The organism is Octadecabacter arcticus 238 (genome assembly GCF_000155735.2).
GTDB classification, from domain to species: Bacteria; Pseudomonadota; Alphaproteobacteria; order Rhodobacterales; family Rhodobacteraceae; genus Octadecabacter; species Octadecabacter arcticus.
Map to the genome: position 1 here is coordinate 4,702,743 of NC_020908.1, position 17,066 is coordinate 4,719,808.

Annotated in this window: 16 protein-coding genes; 8 read left to right on the forward strand and 8 right to left on the reverse strand. The window is 52.7% G+C overall.

Translation table 11 applies throughout. The features are described from left to right. Positions 1-93: 93 nt before the first annotated feature. From dnaQ to OA238_RS24365, 4 genes are read right to left on the reverse strand one after another with little or no spacing between them, the layout of a single operon-like run. The gene (gene dnaQ, locus OA238_RS24350) at positions 94-822 is read right to left on the reverse strand and encodes a DNA polymerase III subunit epsilon (RefSeq protein WP_015497250.1); all 729 of its coding nucleotides are present in this window, start codon (positions 820-822) and stop codon (positions 94-96) included. Next, positions 815-1,408 carry a dephospho-CoA kinase gene (coaE, locus tag OA238_RS24355; protein ID WP_015497251.1) on the reverse strand — a complete coding sequence of 198 codons (594 nt, stop codon included), beginning with the start codon at positions 1,406-1,408 and terminating at the stop codon, positions 815-817. Before coaE ends, dnaQ begins: the two co-directional genes overlap by 8 nt. Then, the gene (locus OA238_RS24360) at positions 1,405-2,238 is read right to left on the reverse strand and encodes a shikimate dehydrogenase (protein ID WP_015497252.1); all 834 of its coding nucleotides are present in this window, start codon (positions 2,236-2,238) and stop codon (positions 1,405-1,407) included. The genes coaE and OA238_RS24360 overlap by 4 nt, the downstream gene beginning before the upstream one ends. Then, positions 2,235-2,834: a Maf family protein gene (locus OA238_RS24365; RefSeq protein ID WP_015497253.1), complete on the reverse strand. Its 600-nt coding sequence runs from the start codon at positions 2,832-2,834 to the stop codon at positions 2,235-2,237. Before OA238_RS24365 ends, OA238_RS24360 begins: the two co-directional genes overlap by 4 nt. Before the next feature lie 560 nt (positions 2,835-3,394). Between OA238_RS24365 and rho the strand changes: the two genes are divergently transcribed. From rho to OA238_RS24395, 6 genes are read left to right on the forward strand one after another with little or no spacing between them, the layout of a single operon-like run. After that, positions 3,395-4,666, forward strand: coding sequence for a transcription termination factor Rho (gene rho / locus OA238_RS24370; RefSeq protein WP_044038755.1), 1,272 nt, complete (start codon positions 3,395-3,397; stop codon positions 4,664-4,666). Between the two features lie 31 nt (positions 4,667-4,697). Further along, positions 4,698-5,984 (forward strand): tRNA uridine-5-carboxymethylaminomethyl(34) synthesis GTPase MnmE, encoded by a 1,287-nt coding sequence (gene mnmE / locus OA238_RS24375; RefSeq protein ID WP_015497255.1) that lies wholly within the window; start codon positions 4,698-4,700, stop codon positions 5,982-5,984. Positions 5,985-5,987: 3 nt separating this feature from the next. Beyond that, the gene (gene mnmG / locus OA238_RS24380) at positions 5,988-7,865 is read left to right on the forward strand and encodes a tRNA uridine-5-carboxymethylaminomethyl(34) synthesis enzyme MnmG (RefSeq protein WP_144055976.1); all 1,878 of its coding nucleotides are present in this window, start codon (positions 5,988-5,990) and stop codon (positions 7,863-7,865) included. Positions 7,866-7,873: 8 nt separating this feature from the next. Continuing rightward, positions 7,874-8,482, forward strand: a complete 609-nt coding sequence (gene rsmG / locus OA238_RS24385; protein ID WP_015497257.1) for a 16S rRNA (guanine(527)-N(7))-methyltransferase RsmG — start codon at positions 7,874-7,876, stop codon at positions 8,480-8,482. After that, positions 8,472-9,290, forward strand: coding sequence for a ParA family protein (locus tag OA238_RS24390; RefSeq protein WP_044037544.1), 819 nt, complete (start codon positions 8,472-8,474; stop codon positions 9,288-9,290). Before rsmG ends, OA238_RS24390 begins: the two co-directional genes overlap by 11 nt. After that, positions 9,287-10,177 (forward strand): ParB/RepB/Spo0J family partition protein, encoded by an 891-nt coding sequence (locus tag OA238_RS24395; RefSeq protein WP_015497259.1) that lies wholly within the window; start codon positions 9,287-9,289, stop codon positions 10,175-10,177. The genes OA238_RS24390 and OA238_RS24395 overlap by 4 nt, the downstream gene beginning before the upstream one ends. Here the strand turns inward: OA238_RS24395 and hemW are convergent. The 3 genes from hemW to rph are packed head-to-tail and all read right to left on the reverse strand — an operon-like array spanning position 10,174 to position 12,630. Then, a complete protein-coding gene (gene hemW, locus OA238_RS24400; RefSeq protein WP_015497260.1) occupies positions 10,174-11,322 on the reverse strand; it encodes a radical SAM family heme chaperone HemW in 1,149 nt (382 codons plus the stop codon). The genes OA238_RS24395 and hemW overlap by 4 nt on opposite strands. Beyond that, complete coding sequence (gene rdgB / locus OA238_RS24405) at positions 11,315-11,923, reverse strand: RdgB/HAM1 family non-canonical purine NTP pyrophosphatase (RefSeq protein WP_015497261.1); 609 nt, start codon at positions 11,921-11,923, stop codon at positions 11,315-11,317. Before rdgB ends, hemW begins: the two co-directional genes overlap by 8 nt. Beyond that, positions 11,923-12,630, reverse strand: a complete 708-nt coding sequence (rph, locus tag OA238_RS24410) for a ribonuclease PH (RefSeq protein ID WP_044037547.1) — start codon at positions 12,628-12,630, stop codon at positions 11,923-11,925. The genes rdgB and rph overlap by 1 nt, the downstream gene beginning before the upstream one ends. 116 nt (positions 12,631-12,746) lie before the next feature. On the opposite strand from rph, the gene hrcA reads away from it, so the two are divergent. Both hrcA and OA238_RS24420 read left to right on the forward strand, forming a co-directional pair. After that, on the forward strand, positions 12,747-13,811 hold the full coding sequence (hrcA, locus tag OA238_RS24415) for a heat-inducible transcriptional repressor HrcA (protein ID WP_015497263.1): 1,065 nt from the start codon (positions 12,747-12,749) through the stop codon (positions 13,809-13,811). A gap of 12 nt (positions 13,812-13,823) precedes the next feature. After that, positions 13,824-14,396 carry a nucleotide exchange factor GrpE gene (locus tag OA238_RS24420; protein WP_015497264.1) on the forward strand — a complete coding sequence of 191 codons (573 nt, stop codon included), beginning with the start codon at positions 13,824-13,826 and terminating at the stop codon, positions 14,394-14,396. Here OA238_RS24420 and mutS read toward each other — a convergent pair. Beyond that, complete coding sequence (gene mutS, locus OA238_RS24425; RefSeq protein WP_015497265.1) at positions 14,386-17,004, reverse strand: DNA mismatch repair protein MutS; 2,619 nt, start codon at positions 17,002-17,004, stop codon at positions 14,386-14,388. The genes OA238_RS24420 and mutS overlap by 11 nt on opposite strands. Between the last annotated feature and the right edge of the window lie 62 nt (positions 17,005-17,066).

Here is a 17,066-nt window from a genome sequence, read left to right on the forward strand (position 1 = left end):
TGAACCGCCTTTGGCCATGCGACGAAGTGAATCGCAGGCCCAAATTCGTCAGGTCAATTCAGGCGCAGGAGTATACCTTACGGGATGTGACATCTAGGATTTGTTCCAAAGGGCGTTATCGCCAAGCAATTTTATAAAAGCGGCATGGGCATCCGCCTCTGCCGCTTTTATTTTGGGCGCCAACGGTGTGGTACGCAGCTGCGGACGCCATTCTGCACCGCCCCCGTTTTTGGCATTAGAACCTGTCTGGTCGCCCATCACCAGATCTGGTTGGCGACCACCAATCAGTTCCAGATACACCTCGGCTAGAATTTCGCTGTCCAACAACGCGCCGTGCAACGTGCGATTGGAATTATCGATACCGAATCGCCGACACAACGCGTCTAAAGAAGCGGGTGATCCAGGAAATTTCTTACGCGCGATCCCAAGCGTGTCGAGGGATTGGCCCATAGGCAGCAGCGGGCGATTGACCCAACCCAGTTCCGCATTCAGGAACTTCATATCAAACGCGGCATTGTGAATGACCAGCTTTGAATCACCGATGAAATCTACAAACGCTTGCGCAATTTCGGCAAACACTGGTTTATCGCGCAAAAGAACCTGACCCGCAGTTGGTGTCTGCGGCGGTTCAAGTAGATCGGGGCCAATGCCGTGAATACCAAATGCGCCAGCAGGCATTGTCCGTTTTGGGTTAATATACTGATGGTACGTGCGGCCAGTCGGCATGTGATTGTGCAGCTCAATCGCGCCAATTTCGACAATGCGGTCGCCCTCACTCGGTTCAAATCCGGTGGTTTCGGTGTCGAGGACAATTTCACGCATTAGCCAAATCCTTATCAATCTCAGCGAGGATATCTTTCACATGAACCCGCGCTTCGTCCAGTTTTAGCGTAGGTATGACCCAACGCGCTTTGCTTCGTTTTTTCAAATCAGGCATTTGTCGTGCAAGAATGAGATCGAAATCCGCCTCGGTCATTTCGCCGCGAGCTAAGACCCGACTTTTCTGAACGTCGGACGGAACGGACACAACTGCAATGGCATCACACAACCCGTCTGTGCCAGTCTCAAACAAAAGTGGGATATCCAACAGGATCACTTTGGCGGTGGACGTCGCCAAAAACGCCGCACGATCCGCGGCAACTAAGGGATGCACAAGTATTTGAATATGATCAAGAATTTTTGGATCGGTTGCAATAAGTTCGCGCAGTTTTCTACGTGACACCGCCCCATTCTCAATCGTATCAGGATAATGCTGGACGATCTTAGTAGCCGCGGCACCTCCTGTCGCATATAATTTGCGCACGACCGCATCCGCATCCCAGATTGGCACGCCCTGATCGGCAAACATCTGCGCTGTGGTGGATTTGCCCATGCCGATGGACCCCGTTAGTCCAAGGATGAACGTCATGCGAGGACGGCAGCGCGGGTGTCGACGTCCACCTCGGGACGCACACCAAACCAGCGTTCAAACCCCGGCACAGCTTGGTGCAAAAGCATACCCAAACCGTCGACAACGACGCATCCTGCGGCCTCAGCCTCTATCAGGAGTCGAGTTCTTAAGGGGCTGTACACAAGATCTGTGACAACTGTGCCCCGCCGTAAGCCGTCTAAAGGCACTCTAAATTCAGGCTTTCCCGTCATGCCAAGGGATGTAGTGTTTATGACTGTCGCCGCATCCTCAAGCATATTGCCCGCTTGCACCCAATCAACCACTGTAATTTTTGTACCAAACGAAGATTTGAGGGCTTCCGCCTTGGGGCGCGTTCTATTGCTTAGAAAAATCTCTTGCACGCCAACGTCAATCAAAGACGCAATGACAGCGCGCGCCGCACCACCAGCACCCAGAACCGCGGCAGGACCAATTGATGGCGCCCATCCTGGTGCGCCTTGCTTCAAGTTAGCGATAAATCCGTATCCGTCGGTGTTGTCAGCGTGAATCTTGCCGTCTTTACGAAAGATCAACGTGTTAGCCGCCCCGATCAAAGTCGCACGGTCGGTCGCAAGGTCCGCGATCTCAAGCACATCGACCTTGTGTGGGGCTGTCACGTTGCACCCAACAAAACCCATTTTTGGTAATGTTCGGATCACGTCCGCCAAATTCGCTTCGGTCACATGAATGGGGATGTAGAATCCCGCCCGATCATAGGTCTTCAACCAATGGCGAAACAACTGCGGCGAGCGTGACTGCGCAATCGGGTTGCCGATAACACCGGCGAGGGGAATGTTAAGGTCAGTCATGTTGGCAGTGTTCCGCGAAGCGTGAGGTAAGACAAGAGCTCCAAGAGAGGCAGGCCCTGAATTGTAAAGGTATCACCTTGTACCATACGAAACAGACGAATGCCCTCTTCTTCGATTTTATAGCCGCCAACAGACCAACGAATGCTGTCCCAATTCCGATCGATATAGTCATCCAGATAATCGTCCGAGAAATCGCGCATCGAGAGTCGGGCAACCCCAACGTGGCGCCAAACAGGTTCGAGCCCGTCATAGACAACGGCCGCCGATAGAAGTTGGTGCGTCTCGCCCCGCAACATACGGAGTTGATCACGCGAATCTTGTGGGGTTTGCGGCTTTGACAAGATCGACCCCTTAAACGACAGCACTTGGTCGCATCCTAAAACCAGCGTTCCTGCGCCTTTTTCAGCGACTTTACGGGCTTTCATTTCTGCCAATGTGTCTGCAATATCTCGTGGCGATGCCCCTTCGGCCTCAAGCGCTTTCTTAATCGAATCTTCATCGATTCGCGCTGGTATGACATCGCAGGTAACACCGGCATTGCGCAGCAAGCTGGCGCGAATGTCGGACGAGGACGCTAAAATAATCTGGTTGGCCATGTGGATATCCCAGTGGGTGACTGTGTTAACACGTCATGGGATGATTTGGGGTTAAGCGCAACACATCCTCCAGATGGTGAAAGTTATGCGAGATATCCTAAGTGATATCCCGCTTATCCACGAGGGATAAGGACGAATCGAAGCTGTGGATAAAGTCGAACCGGACTCGTTGTCTACTACCTAACAAGAGCTAATTCTATATAAAAACTATTTTTTATTCAATATGTTATGACGTATTATATCATCTTTAGTTTCAATTTTAACCTTGGGCATATGTGGATAAACTTGTGGAACTGTTCGATTCCGACGGCTATCCACAACACTACCACTACAAACACCTTTTTAAGATTCTTCTTTGTTAGATAGAAAAGTAAGCGTCATTGCGCGCTTACAGATACATCGGCTTCATAGAATTGACAGGCTTGCCGAAAAAGCTTAGCCAGAGAAGCCGTTCGTCCGAGTGGTAATTTTTCAGAACAGACTATGAAAAGGCCGCGCATGTGGCCGGAGACCGAAAGATGACTGACGACGTAATGCCCGCCGAAGTTCCTGAAAAAATTGTGGCAACGGACCGCTTGAACCTTGCCGATCTTAAAGCGCAAAGCCCAAAGGATTTGTTGTCCTTGGCGGAAGAGCTGGAGATCGAGAACGCGTCGACGATGCGCAAAGGCGACATCATGTTTTCGATCCTCAAGGAACGGGCCGAAGATGATTGGATCATTGGCGGCGACGGCGTTCTTGAGGTGCTTCAGGACGGTTTCGGGTTTCTGCGCTCTCCGGGTGCAAACTATCTGCCCGGTCCGGATGATATTTACGTCTCCCCCGATATGATTCGTCTACATTCCTTGCGGACGGGTGACACTGTTGACGGTGTTATTCAGGAGCCATCCGAGACAGAGCGTTATTTTGCGCTGACCAAGGTTGAAATGATCAACTTTGAAGATCCAGAACGCGCGCGCCACAAGGTTGCCTTTGAGAACCTGACGCCTTTGTATCCTGATGAGCGTCTGATCATGGAGACTGCTGATCCTACGATGAAAGACCGTTCAGCGCGAATCATCGATCTTGTGGCCCCCATTGGTAAAGGCCAGCGGTGTCTGATCGTTGCACCCCCACGGACAGGTAAGACGGTCCTGTTACAAAACATTGCACATTCCATCGCTGCCAATCACCCTGAGTGTTATTTGATCGTGCTTTTGATCGACGAGCGCCCTGAGGAAGTTACGGACATGCAACGTTCTGTGAAAGGCGAAGTTGTTTCGTCAACATTTGATGAACCTGCAACTCGTCACGTGGCTGTGTCTGAAATGGTGATTGAGAAGGCTAAGCGCCTTGTTGAACATAAGCGCGACGTTGTCATTCTTTTGGATTCTATCACACGCTTGGGTCGTGCGTTTAACACGACAGTTCCGTCGTCTGGTAAGGTGCTGACAGGGGGTGTGGACGCGAACGCGCTGCAGCGCCCGAAGCGGTTCTTTGGTGCAGCGCGTAACATCGAAGAAGGTGGGTCTTTGACGATCATCGCAACGGCCCTCATCGATACGGGCAGCCGGATGGACGAAGTCATCTTTGAAGAATTCAAGGGTACCGGTAACTCGGAAATCGTCTTGGATCGCAAGATTGCTGATAAGCGCGTTTTCCCTGCTATGGATATCCTTAAGTCTGGTACCCGCAAAGAGGACCTGCTGATCAACAAAGTTGATCTGCAGAAAACCTTTGTTCTGCGCCGGATCCTGAACCCTATGGGTACCACAGATGCGATTGAATTCCTGATCTCAAAGTTGAAACAGACGAAGACAAACTCTGACTTCTTCGATTCCATGAACACATAACTTATTGTTATTAAACAATGGGTTAATTAAAATGGATACAATTTTTGCTCTTGCGACGGCGGCAGGTAAGGCTGGTGTGTCGATCATCCGAGTTTCTGGGCCGGACGCTCTAAAAAGCTGTGCCACCATGGGTGCGGTTTTGGGCGATCAGGATCGGCGATTGGTTAAACTGGCATCAGCAGATGGCAGTTTGATTGATCAAGCCTTTGCTATCAGCTTTGCGCCGCGCAGAAGCTTTACCGGAGAACAGGTTGTCGAACTGCAAACGCATGGCTCACCCGCTATCGTAGCCGCAGTCCTTAAACGCCTTGGCGGGTTAAACTTGCGCCTGGCTGAGCCGGGCGAGTTTACGCGGCGGGCCATGGAAAATGGCGTACTTGATCTGGCTCAGGTCGAAGGGCTCGCCGATTTAATAGATGCCGAAACGGAGAGCCAGCGTCGCCAAGCAGTGCGGGTTTTCCAAGGCGCATTGGGCGATCTGGCATCTGGTTGGCGCGTTAGCCTTGTCCGTGCTGCTGCGTTGTTGGAAGCCACAATCGATTTCGTCGATGAAGATGTGCCAGTTGATGTATATCCCGAAGTCAGAGGACTAATTGACATAGTGACCAAGGAAGTCCGCTACGAAGCCGCTGGTGTCCGCGTGCGTGAACGCGTGCGAGATGGGTTTGAGGTGGCGCTTGTTGGGCCTCCGAATTCAGGGAAATCGACGCTTTTAAATAGGCTGGCTGGTCGCGAAGCCGCTATCACATCGGATATTGCTGGCACGACCCGTGACGTGATCGAGGTTAAGATGGATCTTGATGGATTGCCGGTCACGATCCTGGACACCGCTGGATTAAGGGACTCTGACGATGTTCTGGAAGGTATCGGAATCGCTCGCGGAAAAGACCGGGCATCGGCGGCAGACGTTCGGGTTCATCTTATGGAAAATCTGTCGAAAAACCCTGCCCAATCAGGTTTTGGTCTAGATATATACGTCAAATCAAAGGCTGATCTGGACAAGGAACCTGTGAAGGATGCTGTCTCGGGTTCGACTGGCTATGGGATGGATCGCCTGTTGGATCAGATTTCATCCCATCTTCGCCAACAGCTCGCCGGGGCGGGAGTCGCAACACGAACGCGTCATCAAAGGGCGTTAGAGGCAGCTGCTGTCGCATTGGACGCGGTCACTTTGGGTTTAGATGTTGATGACATGCCTGTTGATTTGTTAGCAGAAGACCTTCGGATTGCGATTCGATCTCTCGACAGTCTCATCGGTCGCGTTGATGTTGAAAACGTGCTAGGTGAGATTTTCTCAAGTTTCTGCATCGGTAAGTGAGGATTGTTTCACGTGAAACATACATATGATGTCATTATCATCGGGGGTGGTCACGCTGGCTGTGAGGCTGCGCACGCATCTGCCCGGTCCGGTGTTCGCACGCTGCTGATCACTCTTCGGCTAACGGATCTTGGTGTGATGTCCTGTAACCCAGCGATCGGTGGCTTGGGCAAAGGGCACCTTGTGCGTGAAATTGATGCGCTGGACGGGATTATGGGCCGCGCTGCGGATCGCGCGGGCATCCAGTTCCGGCTTTTGAACCGGAGAAAGGGCCCCGCGGTCCAAGGCCCACGGACCCAAGCCGACCGCGCCCTTTATCGCAATGCCGTTCAAGAACTTACAGCCGCGCGATCAAACCTAGACCTGCGTGAAGGTGAGGTTGTTGACCTTACGCTAGAGAACGGGCGCGTTACTGGTGTTGTTCTTAAGGATGGCTCAAAAATTTCTGCGACAACTGTCGTGCTCACATCAGGCACCTTTTTGCGTGGGGTTATCCATATCGGCGACGTTGCCAAAGCGGGTGGACGGATGGGTGATCTTCCCTCTATCGCATTGGCCGAACGCCTCTCGTCGTACGACCTGCCACTGGGCCGTCTAAAAACTGGCACTCCACCGCGTCTTGATGGCAGAACGATAAATTGGGATGGACTTGAACGACAAGACGCAGACGTGGACCCAGAACTTTTTTCGTTCATGCACCGGACTACGTTTGCAAAACAAATTGCCTGTGGGATCACTCACACAAACTCTGAAACTCATGAAATAATTGCCAAAAACCTAGACCGGTCGGCGATGTATGGGGGCCATATTGATGGTGTTGGACCGCGTTATTGCCCTTCCATTGAAGATAAGGTTGTCAGATTCGCCGATAAGAAGTCGCACCAAATTTTTCTAGAACCTGAGAGTCTTACGGATTACACGATCTACCCCAATGGCATCTCCACTTCTTTGCCTGTCGATGTGCAGGAGCAGTACGTTCACTCGATCGTGGGTCTGGAGAACGCGAAGATACTCCAACCCGGCTACGCAATTGAATATGATTACATCGATCCACGTAGCTTGAGTACGCAGCTTGAACTGAAACGCATGCCAGGGTTATTTCTGGCGGGTCAGATTAATGGAACAACCGGCTACGAAGAAGCAGCCGCGCAAGGAATCGTTGCTGGTCTAAACGCCGCCGCGTGCGCTGGAAACTGCGATCCAGTTCTTTTTGATCGTTCAACATCATATATCGGTGTGATGATAGATGATTTAACAGTCCGCGGGGTTTCAGAGCCGTACCGAATGTTCACGTCACGGGCAGAATTCCGGCTATCATTACGAGCCGATAACGCAGATCAGCGTCTAACAAGCTTTGGTAGAAGCGTTGGCTGTGTCGAGGACGCACGATGGATGGTCTATTCTAAGAAAAAGATTGAACTTGATCGCGGGCGAGAAGAACTATCGGGTATTACTGCGTCATCTCGAGCATTGAATGACGTGGGTGTGAAGGTGAGCGTTGATGGCCCGAAGCGTACATTGGCGGATGCACTGACCATAGCCGGAACCACTGTGAACGACCTTGCCGCGATTGCGCCGCAGTTGTCCGAAATCCCAAAAGATATCGCCTCCCAGTTGGAACGGGATGCACTGTATTCTCACTACGTCGAACGTCAGATGCGAGATATCGAAGGTATGAAAAGGGACAGCGGAAAACTTATTCCACATAATATGAGCTACGATTCAATTGCTGGTCTTTCCAACGAGTTGAAGTCTAAACTGAAGACCGCCCTGCCCGACAACCTTTCTCAAGCGGCCCGCATCGACGGAATCACACCGGCGGCCTTGATGCTAGTCGCGGCTGAGATAAAGAAGCGTCAAACGACGGCCAAAGCGTCATGAGCAGTGATATGATGTCTGTCGGAGGTGTCGATGTTTCACGTGAAACAATGGATAAACTTGAGCAGTTGTGCGCTCTGATCACCAAATGGACAAAAGCGATTAACCTTATCGCGCCAAACAGTGTGCCTGATCTTTGGGATCGACATATCGTCGATAGCGCGCAGGTTTTTCATTGCGCGCCTGATGATTGGACGTGCTGGACCGACCTTGGCAGCGGCGGCGGACTGCCGGCGCTGGTTGTGGCAATATTGGATCAACAAAAACGGCCAATGACATTGATTGAAAGCGATCAGCGCAAATGTCTTTTTCTAAAAACGGCTCGAAGAGAGCTGGGCTTAGACATCAAAATCGTAAATAAGCGAATAACGGACGCAGACGTCGCGAAGGCTGACGTCTTAAGCGCACGGGCCTTGGCCCCATTGAGTGATCTTTTGGGCTATGCCGAAAAATTCTTGCGGCCAGAAGGTACCGCAATATTTCCAAAAGGCGCTCGCTACCAAGAAGAACTGGACCAAGCAGCACAAGCTTGGCTTTTTGATGTCAAAGCGCACGCCAGTCAGACCAATCCCGATTCTCGGGTGTTCGAACTTTCAAGGATAATCCGCCGTGAATTTTAGTCGCAAGACCAAGCCAAGGATCCTGTCGGTCGCGAATCAAAAGGGCGGCGTCGGAAAAACGACAACAACGATAAATTTGGGCGCCGCACTCGCCCGCGCTGGTCGACGGGTACTTTTGATTGATCTGGACCCTCAAGGGAACGCGTCAACTGGCTTGGGAATTGAGTTGGCAGATCGCAATATCACGACATATGACCTACTGACGGGGGACGTAATGCCGTCAGACGCCGTAAAAAATACAAGCGTTGAGAATCTGCTCATAATCCCAGCAACTACCGATTTAAGTTCAGCTGATATCAACCTCATGGCGAACGAAAAACGCAGCTTCATGCTGCACGATGCGCTTCATCAACCCGACATCGATTCACTTGCACTAGACTATATATTGATAGATTGCCCGCCATCACTCAACATATTGACAGTGAATGCCATGATTGCTTCGGATGCCGTCGTTGTCCCCCTCCAAAGCGAATTCTTCGCCCTCGAAGGTCTATCGCAATTAATGTTAACAATCCGCGATATCCGCCAGACGGCAAAACCATCGCTTCGCATAGAGGGCGTTGTTCTAACGATGTACGACAAACGCAACAACCTATGCCAACAAGTAGAGGCAGACGCCCGCGGGAATTTGGGTGACTTAGTGTTTGAAACTGTCATCCCTCGCAATGTCCGACTGAGCGAGGCGCCGTCCTTCGCCCTGCCGATCATCGATTACGACCCTGCATCCAAAGGGTCGCACGCATATCACGCCTTGGCCAAAGAAATTATTGACCGTGAGCGAACCCCAAAAAACCGGAGAGCATCATGAGCACACCTAAGACACCCACCCGCGGCCTTGGTCGTGGGCTTTCCGCCCTCATGTCCGATGTGAACACCCCTCTTGAGGCACCGAAATCTGCACTGAACCCGACGGATCAAACTCTACCAACGGATCAAGTCTATCCTAACCCTGACCAGCCACGCCGCACATTTGATGATCAGGCGATGGATGATCTAACCGCCTCAATCGCCGAAAAAGGGATCATCCAACCTCTTATTGTGCGCCGAAAGCCATCTGAAAATGGCTCATATGAAATTGTCGCTGGGGAACGTCGGTGGCGCGCGGCACAACGCGCACAATTGCACGTCGTCCCTGTTATCATTCGTGAATTTACCGACCTCGAAGTCCTAGAAGTCGCAATTATTGAGAACATTCAACGCTCCGACCTCAATGCAATTGATGAAGCGGCTGGATACAAACAGTTGATGGAAAAATTTGGTCGAACCCAAGAGGACATGGGAAAAGCGCTTGGTAAAAGCCGCAGCCACATCGCCAATTTAGTGCGCCTCCTCACACTGCCCGCTTCCGTTCAATCTTTTTTGCAAAATGGAACGTTGTCTGCGGGGCACGCTCGGACCCTCGTCGGACACCCAGATGCAGACAAACTTGCAGCGGAGATCGTCAAGAAAGGGCTCTCCGTTCGAGATGCTGAGAAACTTGCGAAGACATCAAAAAATCCAAAAAAGAGCCCTAATTCCGCCGAGACTGTGACGAAAGACGCGGATACGGTTCAGATTGAAAACGATCTGTCTGCGCATCTGGGCCTAAAGGTCAACATCGCGCACGTCACAGGACGTGAAAATGGTCAGGTCGTGTTGAACTACCGCGATCTTGAACAATTGGACGACTTGTTGCGACTGCTGTCTGGAAGCTAGTTTGTCAAAAGATGGCTGATCACGGCGTTTAAGACGGGACGGCCTTGGGCTGTCACAGTCAGCCGGTTTGTAGTCCTTTCGAGATGACCAATGACCACCAACTCATTGATTTTATTAAATTTATCTGTCATCCAATCCGCCGACATCTCTATGCCTTCAACCATTCTCAACCCCATAAGGACACGCTCCTCCAAGATGTCTGATGCCCCAAGGGCAGATCCCGTATCAAGATCCAAAGCACCGGATTCAACCTGCGCAATCCACATGCCAGGGCTCTTCACGCAAACAGTTTCACGGCGGACACCGTCCAATGTAAGTCGGCCGTGAGCCCCAGGTCCGATTCCAGCCCAATCGCCTGACTGCCAATAAATCAAATTATGGCGGCTCTCCTGGCCTATTTTCGCGTGGTTAGACACTTCATAGGCGGGCAATCCAGCCTTCTCGCATGCGTCTTGCGTGACATCCCAAAGATCCGCACCAAGATCTTCGTTTGGCAATCCTCGCAGTAGTCCACGCTTGAATCTGTCGCCAAACGCAGTCCCGTCCTCAACAGTCAATTGATACAATGACAGATGATCTGGTTCAAATTCCAGTGCGCGAGTTAACTCGGCCTGCCATTGCCCAACGCTCTGGTCTTGGCGCGCATAAATCAGATCGAAACTAACCCGATCAAACGTTGTTCTCGCAATTTCCACTGCGGCCATTGCTTCATCTGCAGAATGTAGACGACCCAAGGCCTTCAAATCGGCATCGTTCAACGCCTGAACGCCCACAGACACACGATTCACGCCGGCGGCGTAATACCCCGCAAACCGCTGGGCCTCTATTGATGTTGGATTCGCCTCAAGTGTGACCTCAAGATCGTTGGCTAACCTCCAACGTTTCTGGATGCGCGTTAAAATCCGATCAACCGTAGACACGTCCATCATACTGGGTGTGCCACCGCCAAAGAACACCGAATTCAGAACGCGATCACCGGTCATATCCGCAATGCGGTCGATTTCTTTCTCGAACGCGGCCGCCCAGCGTGTTTGGTCGACTGACGCGACAACGTGAGAATTAAAGTCGCAATAGGGGCATTTCGCCTGGCAAAACGGCCAATGAATATAAAGCCCGAACCCCCCGAATTCCAAAGCGTCAGGCAAAACAGCCCTCGATCAACTTCGCAAACGCGTCCGCACGGTGGCTGATCCTGTTCTTCTCGAACCGGTCCATTTCACCAAACGTCTGCTCAAAACTGTCAGGCTGAAAAATCGGGTCATAACCATGCCCTTGATCGCCCCGCATCGGCCAAACCAAACGACCGGGCATCACGCCCTCAAAAACTTCGTCGTGACCGTCAGGCCACGCCAAAACCAAACAACACCGAAATTGCGCCAATCTTGGCTCAGGTGCTCTGCGCGACTCCAACTCATCCCACGTCCGCGTCATCGCCTTAACAAAATCGCGTCCGTTCGAGGTTTCGGCCCAGTCTGCCGTATAGACGCCAGGTGCACCATCCAATCCATCCACAGTTATGCCGCTGTCATCTGACAAAGCAGGCAAACCTGTTGCTTTTGTCGCTGCATGGGCCTTGATCCGCGCGTTTCCGACAAACGTCGTCTCGGTCTCTTCCGGCTCAGGGAGGCCGTGATCCGCGTTCGATGATACCGCAACCCCGTAGGGCGACAACAAATCTGCAATCTCAACAAGTTTGCCGTGATTGTGCGTTGCAATCAGAAGGTCCGTCCCGTCAAACCTACGCATTAACCAACTGCCGCAATCTGCGCCGCCGTCAGCTCCGCAATGCCCTTATCGGCCAAATCCATCATCGCGTTCATCTGATCACGCGAAAACGTCGATCCCTCAGCAGACATCTGGATCTCAATCAGCTTATCCCCGGTCATAACGAAGTTTCCGTCAACGCCCGCCTCGGAATCCTCAGGGTAATCCAAATCCAGGACCGACTGACCTGCATAAATACCACATGACACCGCAGCCACCGGAATCAACAATGGGTCCGAAATCACGTCACCCGCCTTCATCAACTTCTGTACAGCCAGCTTTAACGCAACCCACCCGCCAGTGATTGACGCACAACGCGTCCCCCCATCGGCCTGAATAACATCGCAATCGATAATGATCTGACGTTCTCCCAATGCCACCCGATCAACTCCCGCGCGCAACGACCGACCGATCAAACGCTGGATTTCTTGCGTCCGCCCACTTTGACCGTTCTTGGCTTCACGGCGCATCCGCGTGTTCGTGGCCCGTGGCAACATGCCGTATTCCGCCGTCACCCAGCCAAGACCGGAATTTTTCAAGAACGGCGGCACGCGCTCGTCAATCGACGCGGTACACAGGACATGGGTGTCACCGCATTTGATCAGGCACGACCCCTCGGCATGACGGGTTACATTAACCTCAATTGAAATCGACCGCATTTCATCAATTTTTCGTCCTGAGGGGCGCATCGCATCATCCTTTAATGAGTTTGCATCCCGATACGCCTCACCGCACATAATTCCAACCCCGATTGACCTTCGTGCATCCATACGCCAAGTTGCCGATGCCCTAGGGAAAGCCCGCAATGTCAGATCAGACACCAACACTTGACGACATGAACGCCCGCTCCCGCGAGGTGTTTCGCCGTGTCGTCGAAGGCTATCTCGAAACAGGTGTGCCCGTTGGCTCCCGCACGCTTACTCAAAGCCTGTCTGAACAAGTCAGCGCAGCAACGATCCGCAGTGTTATGCAAGACCTTGAACAGCTTGGCCTAATTGGCAGTCCGCATATCAGTGCGGGCCGTATTCCGACGCAACAGGGTCTTCGGATGTTCGTCGACGGCATTCTGGAAGTCGGCGATCTGGATGGTGGTGACCGCGAAAAGATCGACCAAACGTTGGGCTCCAATGACAGCGATGTCGGCACCCTCCTCGACCGTGTCGGGTCGGCGTTATCTGGTGTGACCCGTGGCGCGAGCCTTGTTTTCACGCCAAAACACGAAGAAGCGCCGATAAAACATGTCGAATTTGTCAGTCTAGCTGCGGACCGCGCGCTTGTGGTGTTGGTCTTTGCAGATGGCCACGTTGAAAACCGCCTTTTTACGCCTCCGCCCGGTCAAACCCCGTCGTCCATGCGCGAAGCCACAAATTTCATCAATTCCGTCGCAGAGGGGCGCACGCTCTCCGAACTCGGCGTTGCAATCGCCCATGAGGTAAAATCCCGCCGTCTCGAAATTGACGTTCTCGCACGAGAGCTCATCGATTCTGGCGCCGCCATGTGGGAAAATAAAGGCGAATCAGCCGAACGCTTGATTGTACGAGGCCACGGAAACCTAATTTCCGACGAAGACCACAAAGATCTCGACCGCATTCGTACCCTGTTTGATGACCTTGAACGGAAACGTGATATCGCGGATTTCCTTGAATTGACCGATACAGGCGAGGGCGTTCGCATTTTCATTGGGTCAGAGAACAAACTTTTCTCACTTACGGGTTCATCTTTGGTGGTTTCACCTTATATGAACGCAGACCGAAAGATTGTTGGTGCGGTCGGGGTCATTGGACCCACGCGCTTGAACTATGGGCGCATTGTGCCGATTGTGGATTACACCGCGCAGCTGGTTGGGAAACTGATCTCTGATCGTGGATAAGGGACGTAAACTATGGCTGAAAACGAAAACGAAAACAATTTCCTCGATGATATCATGTCTGACCCGAATGTCGGGCCAGAGGATGAGATGACTCTGGATGAGATGATCGCCGAAGATGACAATATTGTCGCCTTGAAGACGGAGATGTCACAACTCAAAGATGGCTACATGCGCGCGCTCGCAGATGTCGAAAATTCGCGTAAACGTGCGGACCGTGACCGTCGTGAGGCCGAAAACTATGGTGGGTCCCGCCTCGCCCGTGACTTGCTCCCGATCTATGACAATCTTGAGCGTGCGCTTAAGATGAACAAAGAAGACGGTAAAGACGGTGACAAGGCCTTGCTCGAAGGCGTCGAACTCACAATGCGTGCTCTCGTTGGTGTGTTCAAGAAGCACGGAATCGACCCTATTGTGGCCGAAGTCGGCGAACGGTTCGATCCGCAAATCCACGAAGCGATGTTCGAAGCACCTCTGCCTGGAACTAAAGCTGGCGACATTATTCAGGTCGCCTCAACCGGTTTCATGCTGCACGACCGCCTGCTGCGCCCCGCGCAAGTTGGGGTGTCTTCAGCGCCTAAGGCTTAACCAACCCACGCAGTTCATAGATCAGATTGAGCGCGTCTTTCGGGCTCAGATCATCGGGCATAACATCTTTCAGTCGCGCCTCCACCTCGGAAGGCGCGGTTTTTTGTGGGGCTGGCGCAGGTGTTGCGCTGAACAGCGGAAGATCATCAATGACCGCCTTCTGTTTTCCCTCACGCTCGCCTCTTTCCAAGGCTTCCAAAACAACCTTGGCCCGTGCAACAACCGACGCGGGCAGCCCCGCCAGTCGCGCAACCTGCACACCATAAGATCGATCCGCTGTGCCACGCTTCACTTCATGGAGGAAAATCACATCCCCCTCCCATTCCTTGACGGTCACAGTTGCATTCGCCACGCCGTCCAACTTGTCGGATAGACCCGTCATCTCGTGGTAGTGAGTGGCGAACAGCGCGCGGCATCGGTTAATGTCGTGCAAATGTTCCAACGTCGCCCAAGCAATCGACAGGCCATCATAGGTCGCGGTGCCGCGCCCGATCTCATCCAAAATCACCAATGCCCGGTCGTCTGCTTGGTTCAATATCGCAGCGGTCTCTACCATCTCAACCATGAAGGTCGATTGACCCTTACTCAGATCATCAGACGCCCCGACACGGCTGAAAACTTGGCTCACGATCCCAATCGTCGCTGATTTCGCAGGAACGAACGCGCCCATTTGCGCCAAAACCGCAATCAGGGCGTTCTGCCGCAGATAAGTCGATTTACCCGCCATGTTGGGTCCGGTTAGCAACCAAATTTGCTCATCTCTTAAGTCACAATCGTTCGCCACAAACTGTGTCCCGCTCGGCTTCAAGGCGGCCTCGACCACGGGATGACGCCCGTCCGTAATCAAAAATTCACGTTCCGTCGTCATTGTTGGTCGAACCCAGCCCTCCTCGCGCGCCAAACGCGCCAAAGCCGCGCTCAAATCAAACTCCGCAAGCGCACGTGCGAGGGTGAACAACATCGGCGCCTGCGCAATTATCGCGCCTACTATGAAAGAATAGAGCCGCTTTTCAATTTCCAGACACCGTCCACCCGCATTCAAAATTCGCGTTTCAAGCTCCGACAGCTCGACCGTGGTAAACCGAACTTGGTTGGCCGTGGTTTGGCGATGGATGAATGTCTCCGACAGCTGTGCGGCCAACATTTTTGCTGAATGGGTTGCTGTGACCTCGATGAAATACCCCAGCACGTTATTATGTTTGATCTTCAATCCAGTAACGCCCGCTTCTTGCGCATAACGGCTCTGTAACGCGGCAATAACGGACCGGCCTTCATCCCTAAGGGATCGGAATTCATCCAGCTCAGTGTCATATCCGCTCGCAATAAAACCGCCATCGCGCGCAAGCAGCGGCGGTTCAGCAACCAACGCGTCATCCAACAACTTTAGCAAAACGTCCTGACCGACCAAATCCCGCGCTGCGGCTGCCAATGCGTCAGGCATGTCGTCTGGCAACATGTCGGCGATGACTGTCGCCTGCTCAATAGCGCTGCGAATGGCCGTCATGTCCCGTGGTCCACCCCGATCCATCGACAGGCGTGACAAAGCGCGGTCCAGATCAGGCACTTCGCGCAACCTATCGTCCAAAAACGCGGCCACATCACCGTTGTCCAAGCACCAAGCAACTGCATCCTGCCGCGCGCCAATCTCGGCCAAATTGCGCGATGGGGATGAAAGCCGCCGTTCTAACAACCGCGCGCCGCCAGCTGTTTGTGTGCGATCAATCACCGACAACAATGATCCTGCGCGGCCGCCATTCATTCCCCGCGTTAACTCTAACGACTTTCTCGTTGACGCATCAATCTGCATTGCCGCTTCGCGTTTTTCGCGCACTGGCGCACGCAACAGCGGCAGTTTTCCTTTTTGCGTGATATCAAGGTATTCTACCACCGCTGACAAAGCAGCCACTTCAGCCCGTGTGAACGCACCAAATCCATCCAAGGATGAAACGCCATAGACAAGACACAGGCGTTTTTCACCGTTTGTGCTGTCGAACGCCGCATTGCCAAGAACTGTCACCGCTGCGCCAGAATCCTCAACGATGGTGCCGAAATCCGCCTCACCCACATCGCTCAACAGAACCTCTTTCGGGTTCAGCCTCGCCAGTTCCGGTCCAAGCCCTGCCCCGTCACAGCCAAGCACCGAAAAAGCACCCGTTGAAATGTCGACCCACGCCAATGCCCCGTCGCCACGAACGCTTGCATAGGCTGCCAAAAAATTATGGCGCCGTGCATCAAGCAACGAATCCTCTGTGAGCGTTCCAGGTGTCACAACCCGCGTGACGCCCCGATTAACGATAGATTTATACCCGCGCTTTTTCGCCTCCGCTGGACTTTCCAATTGCTCGCAAACAGCAACGCGGTGCCCTTTGCGGATCAGCGTCAGCAGATATCCCTCTGCGGCATGATACGGTACACCGCACATGGCGATATCACCGCCTAAATGTTTGCCGCGTTTGGTCAGCGCAATATCCAACGCGCCCGCAGCAGCTACCGCGTCATCAAAGAACAGCTCATAGAAATCGCCCATCCGGTAGAACAACAGCGCGTCGGGATGATCTGCCTTGATTTCAAGATACTGCACCATCATCGGTGTCACATTGCTGTTCATAAATCCCCCTGATGCTGTCTGCGCAACCTACCGAGCCTATGTTAGCGACGAAAGCGCAAAAA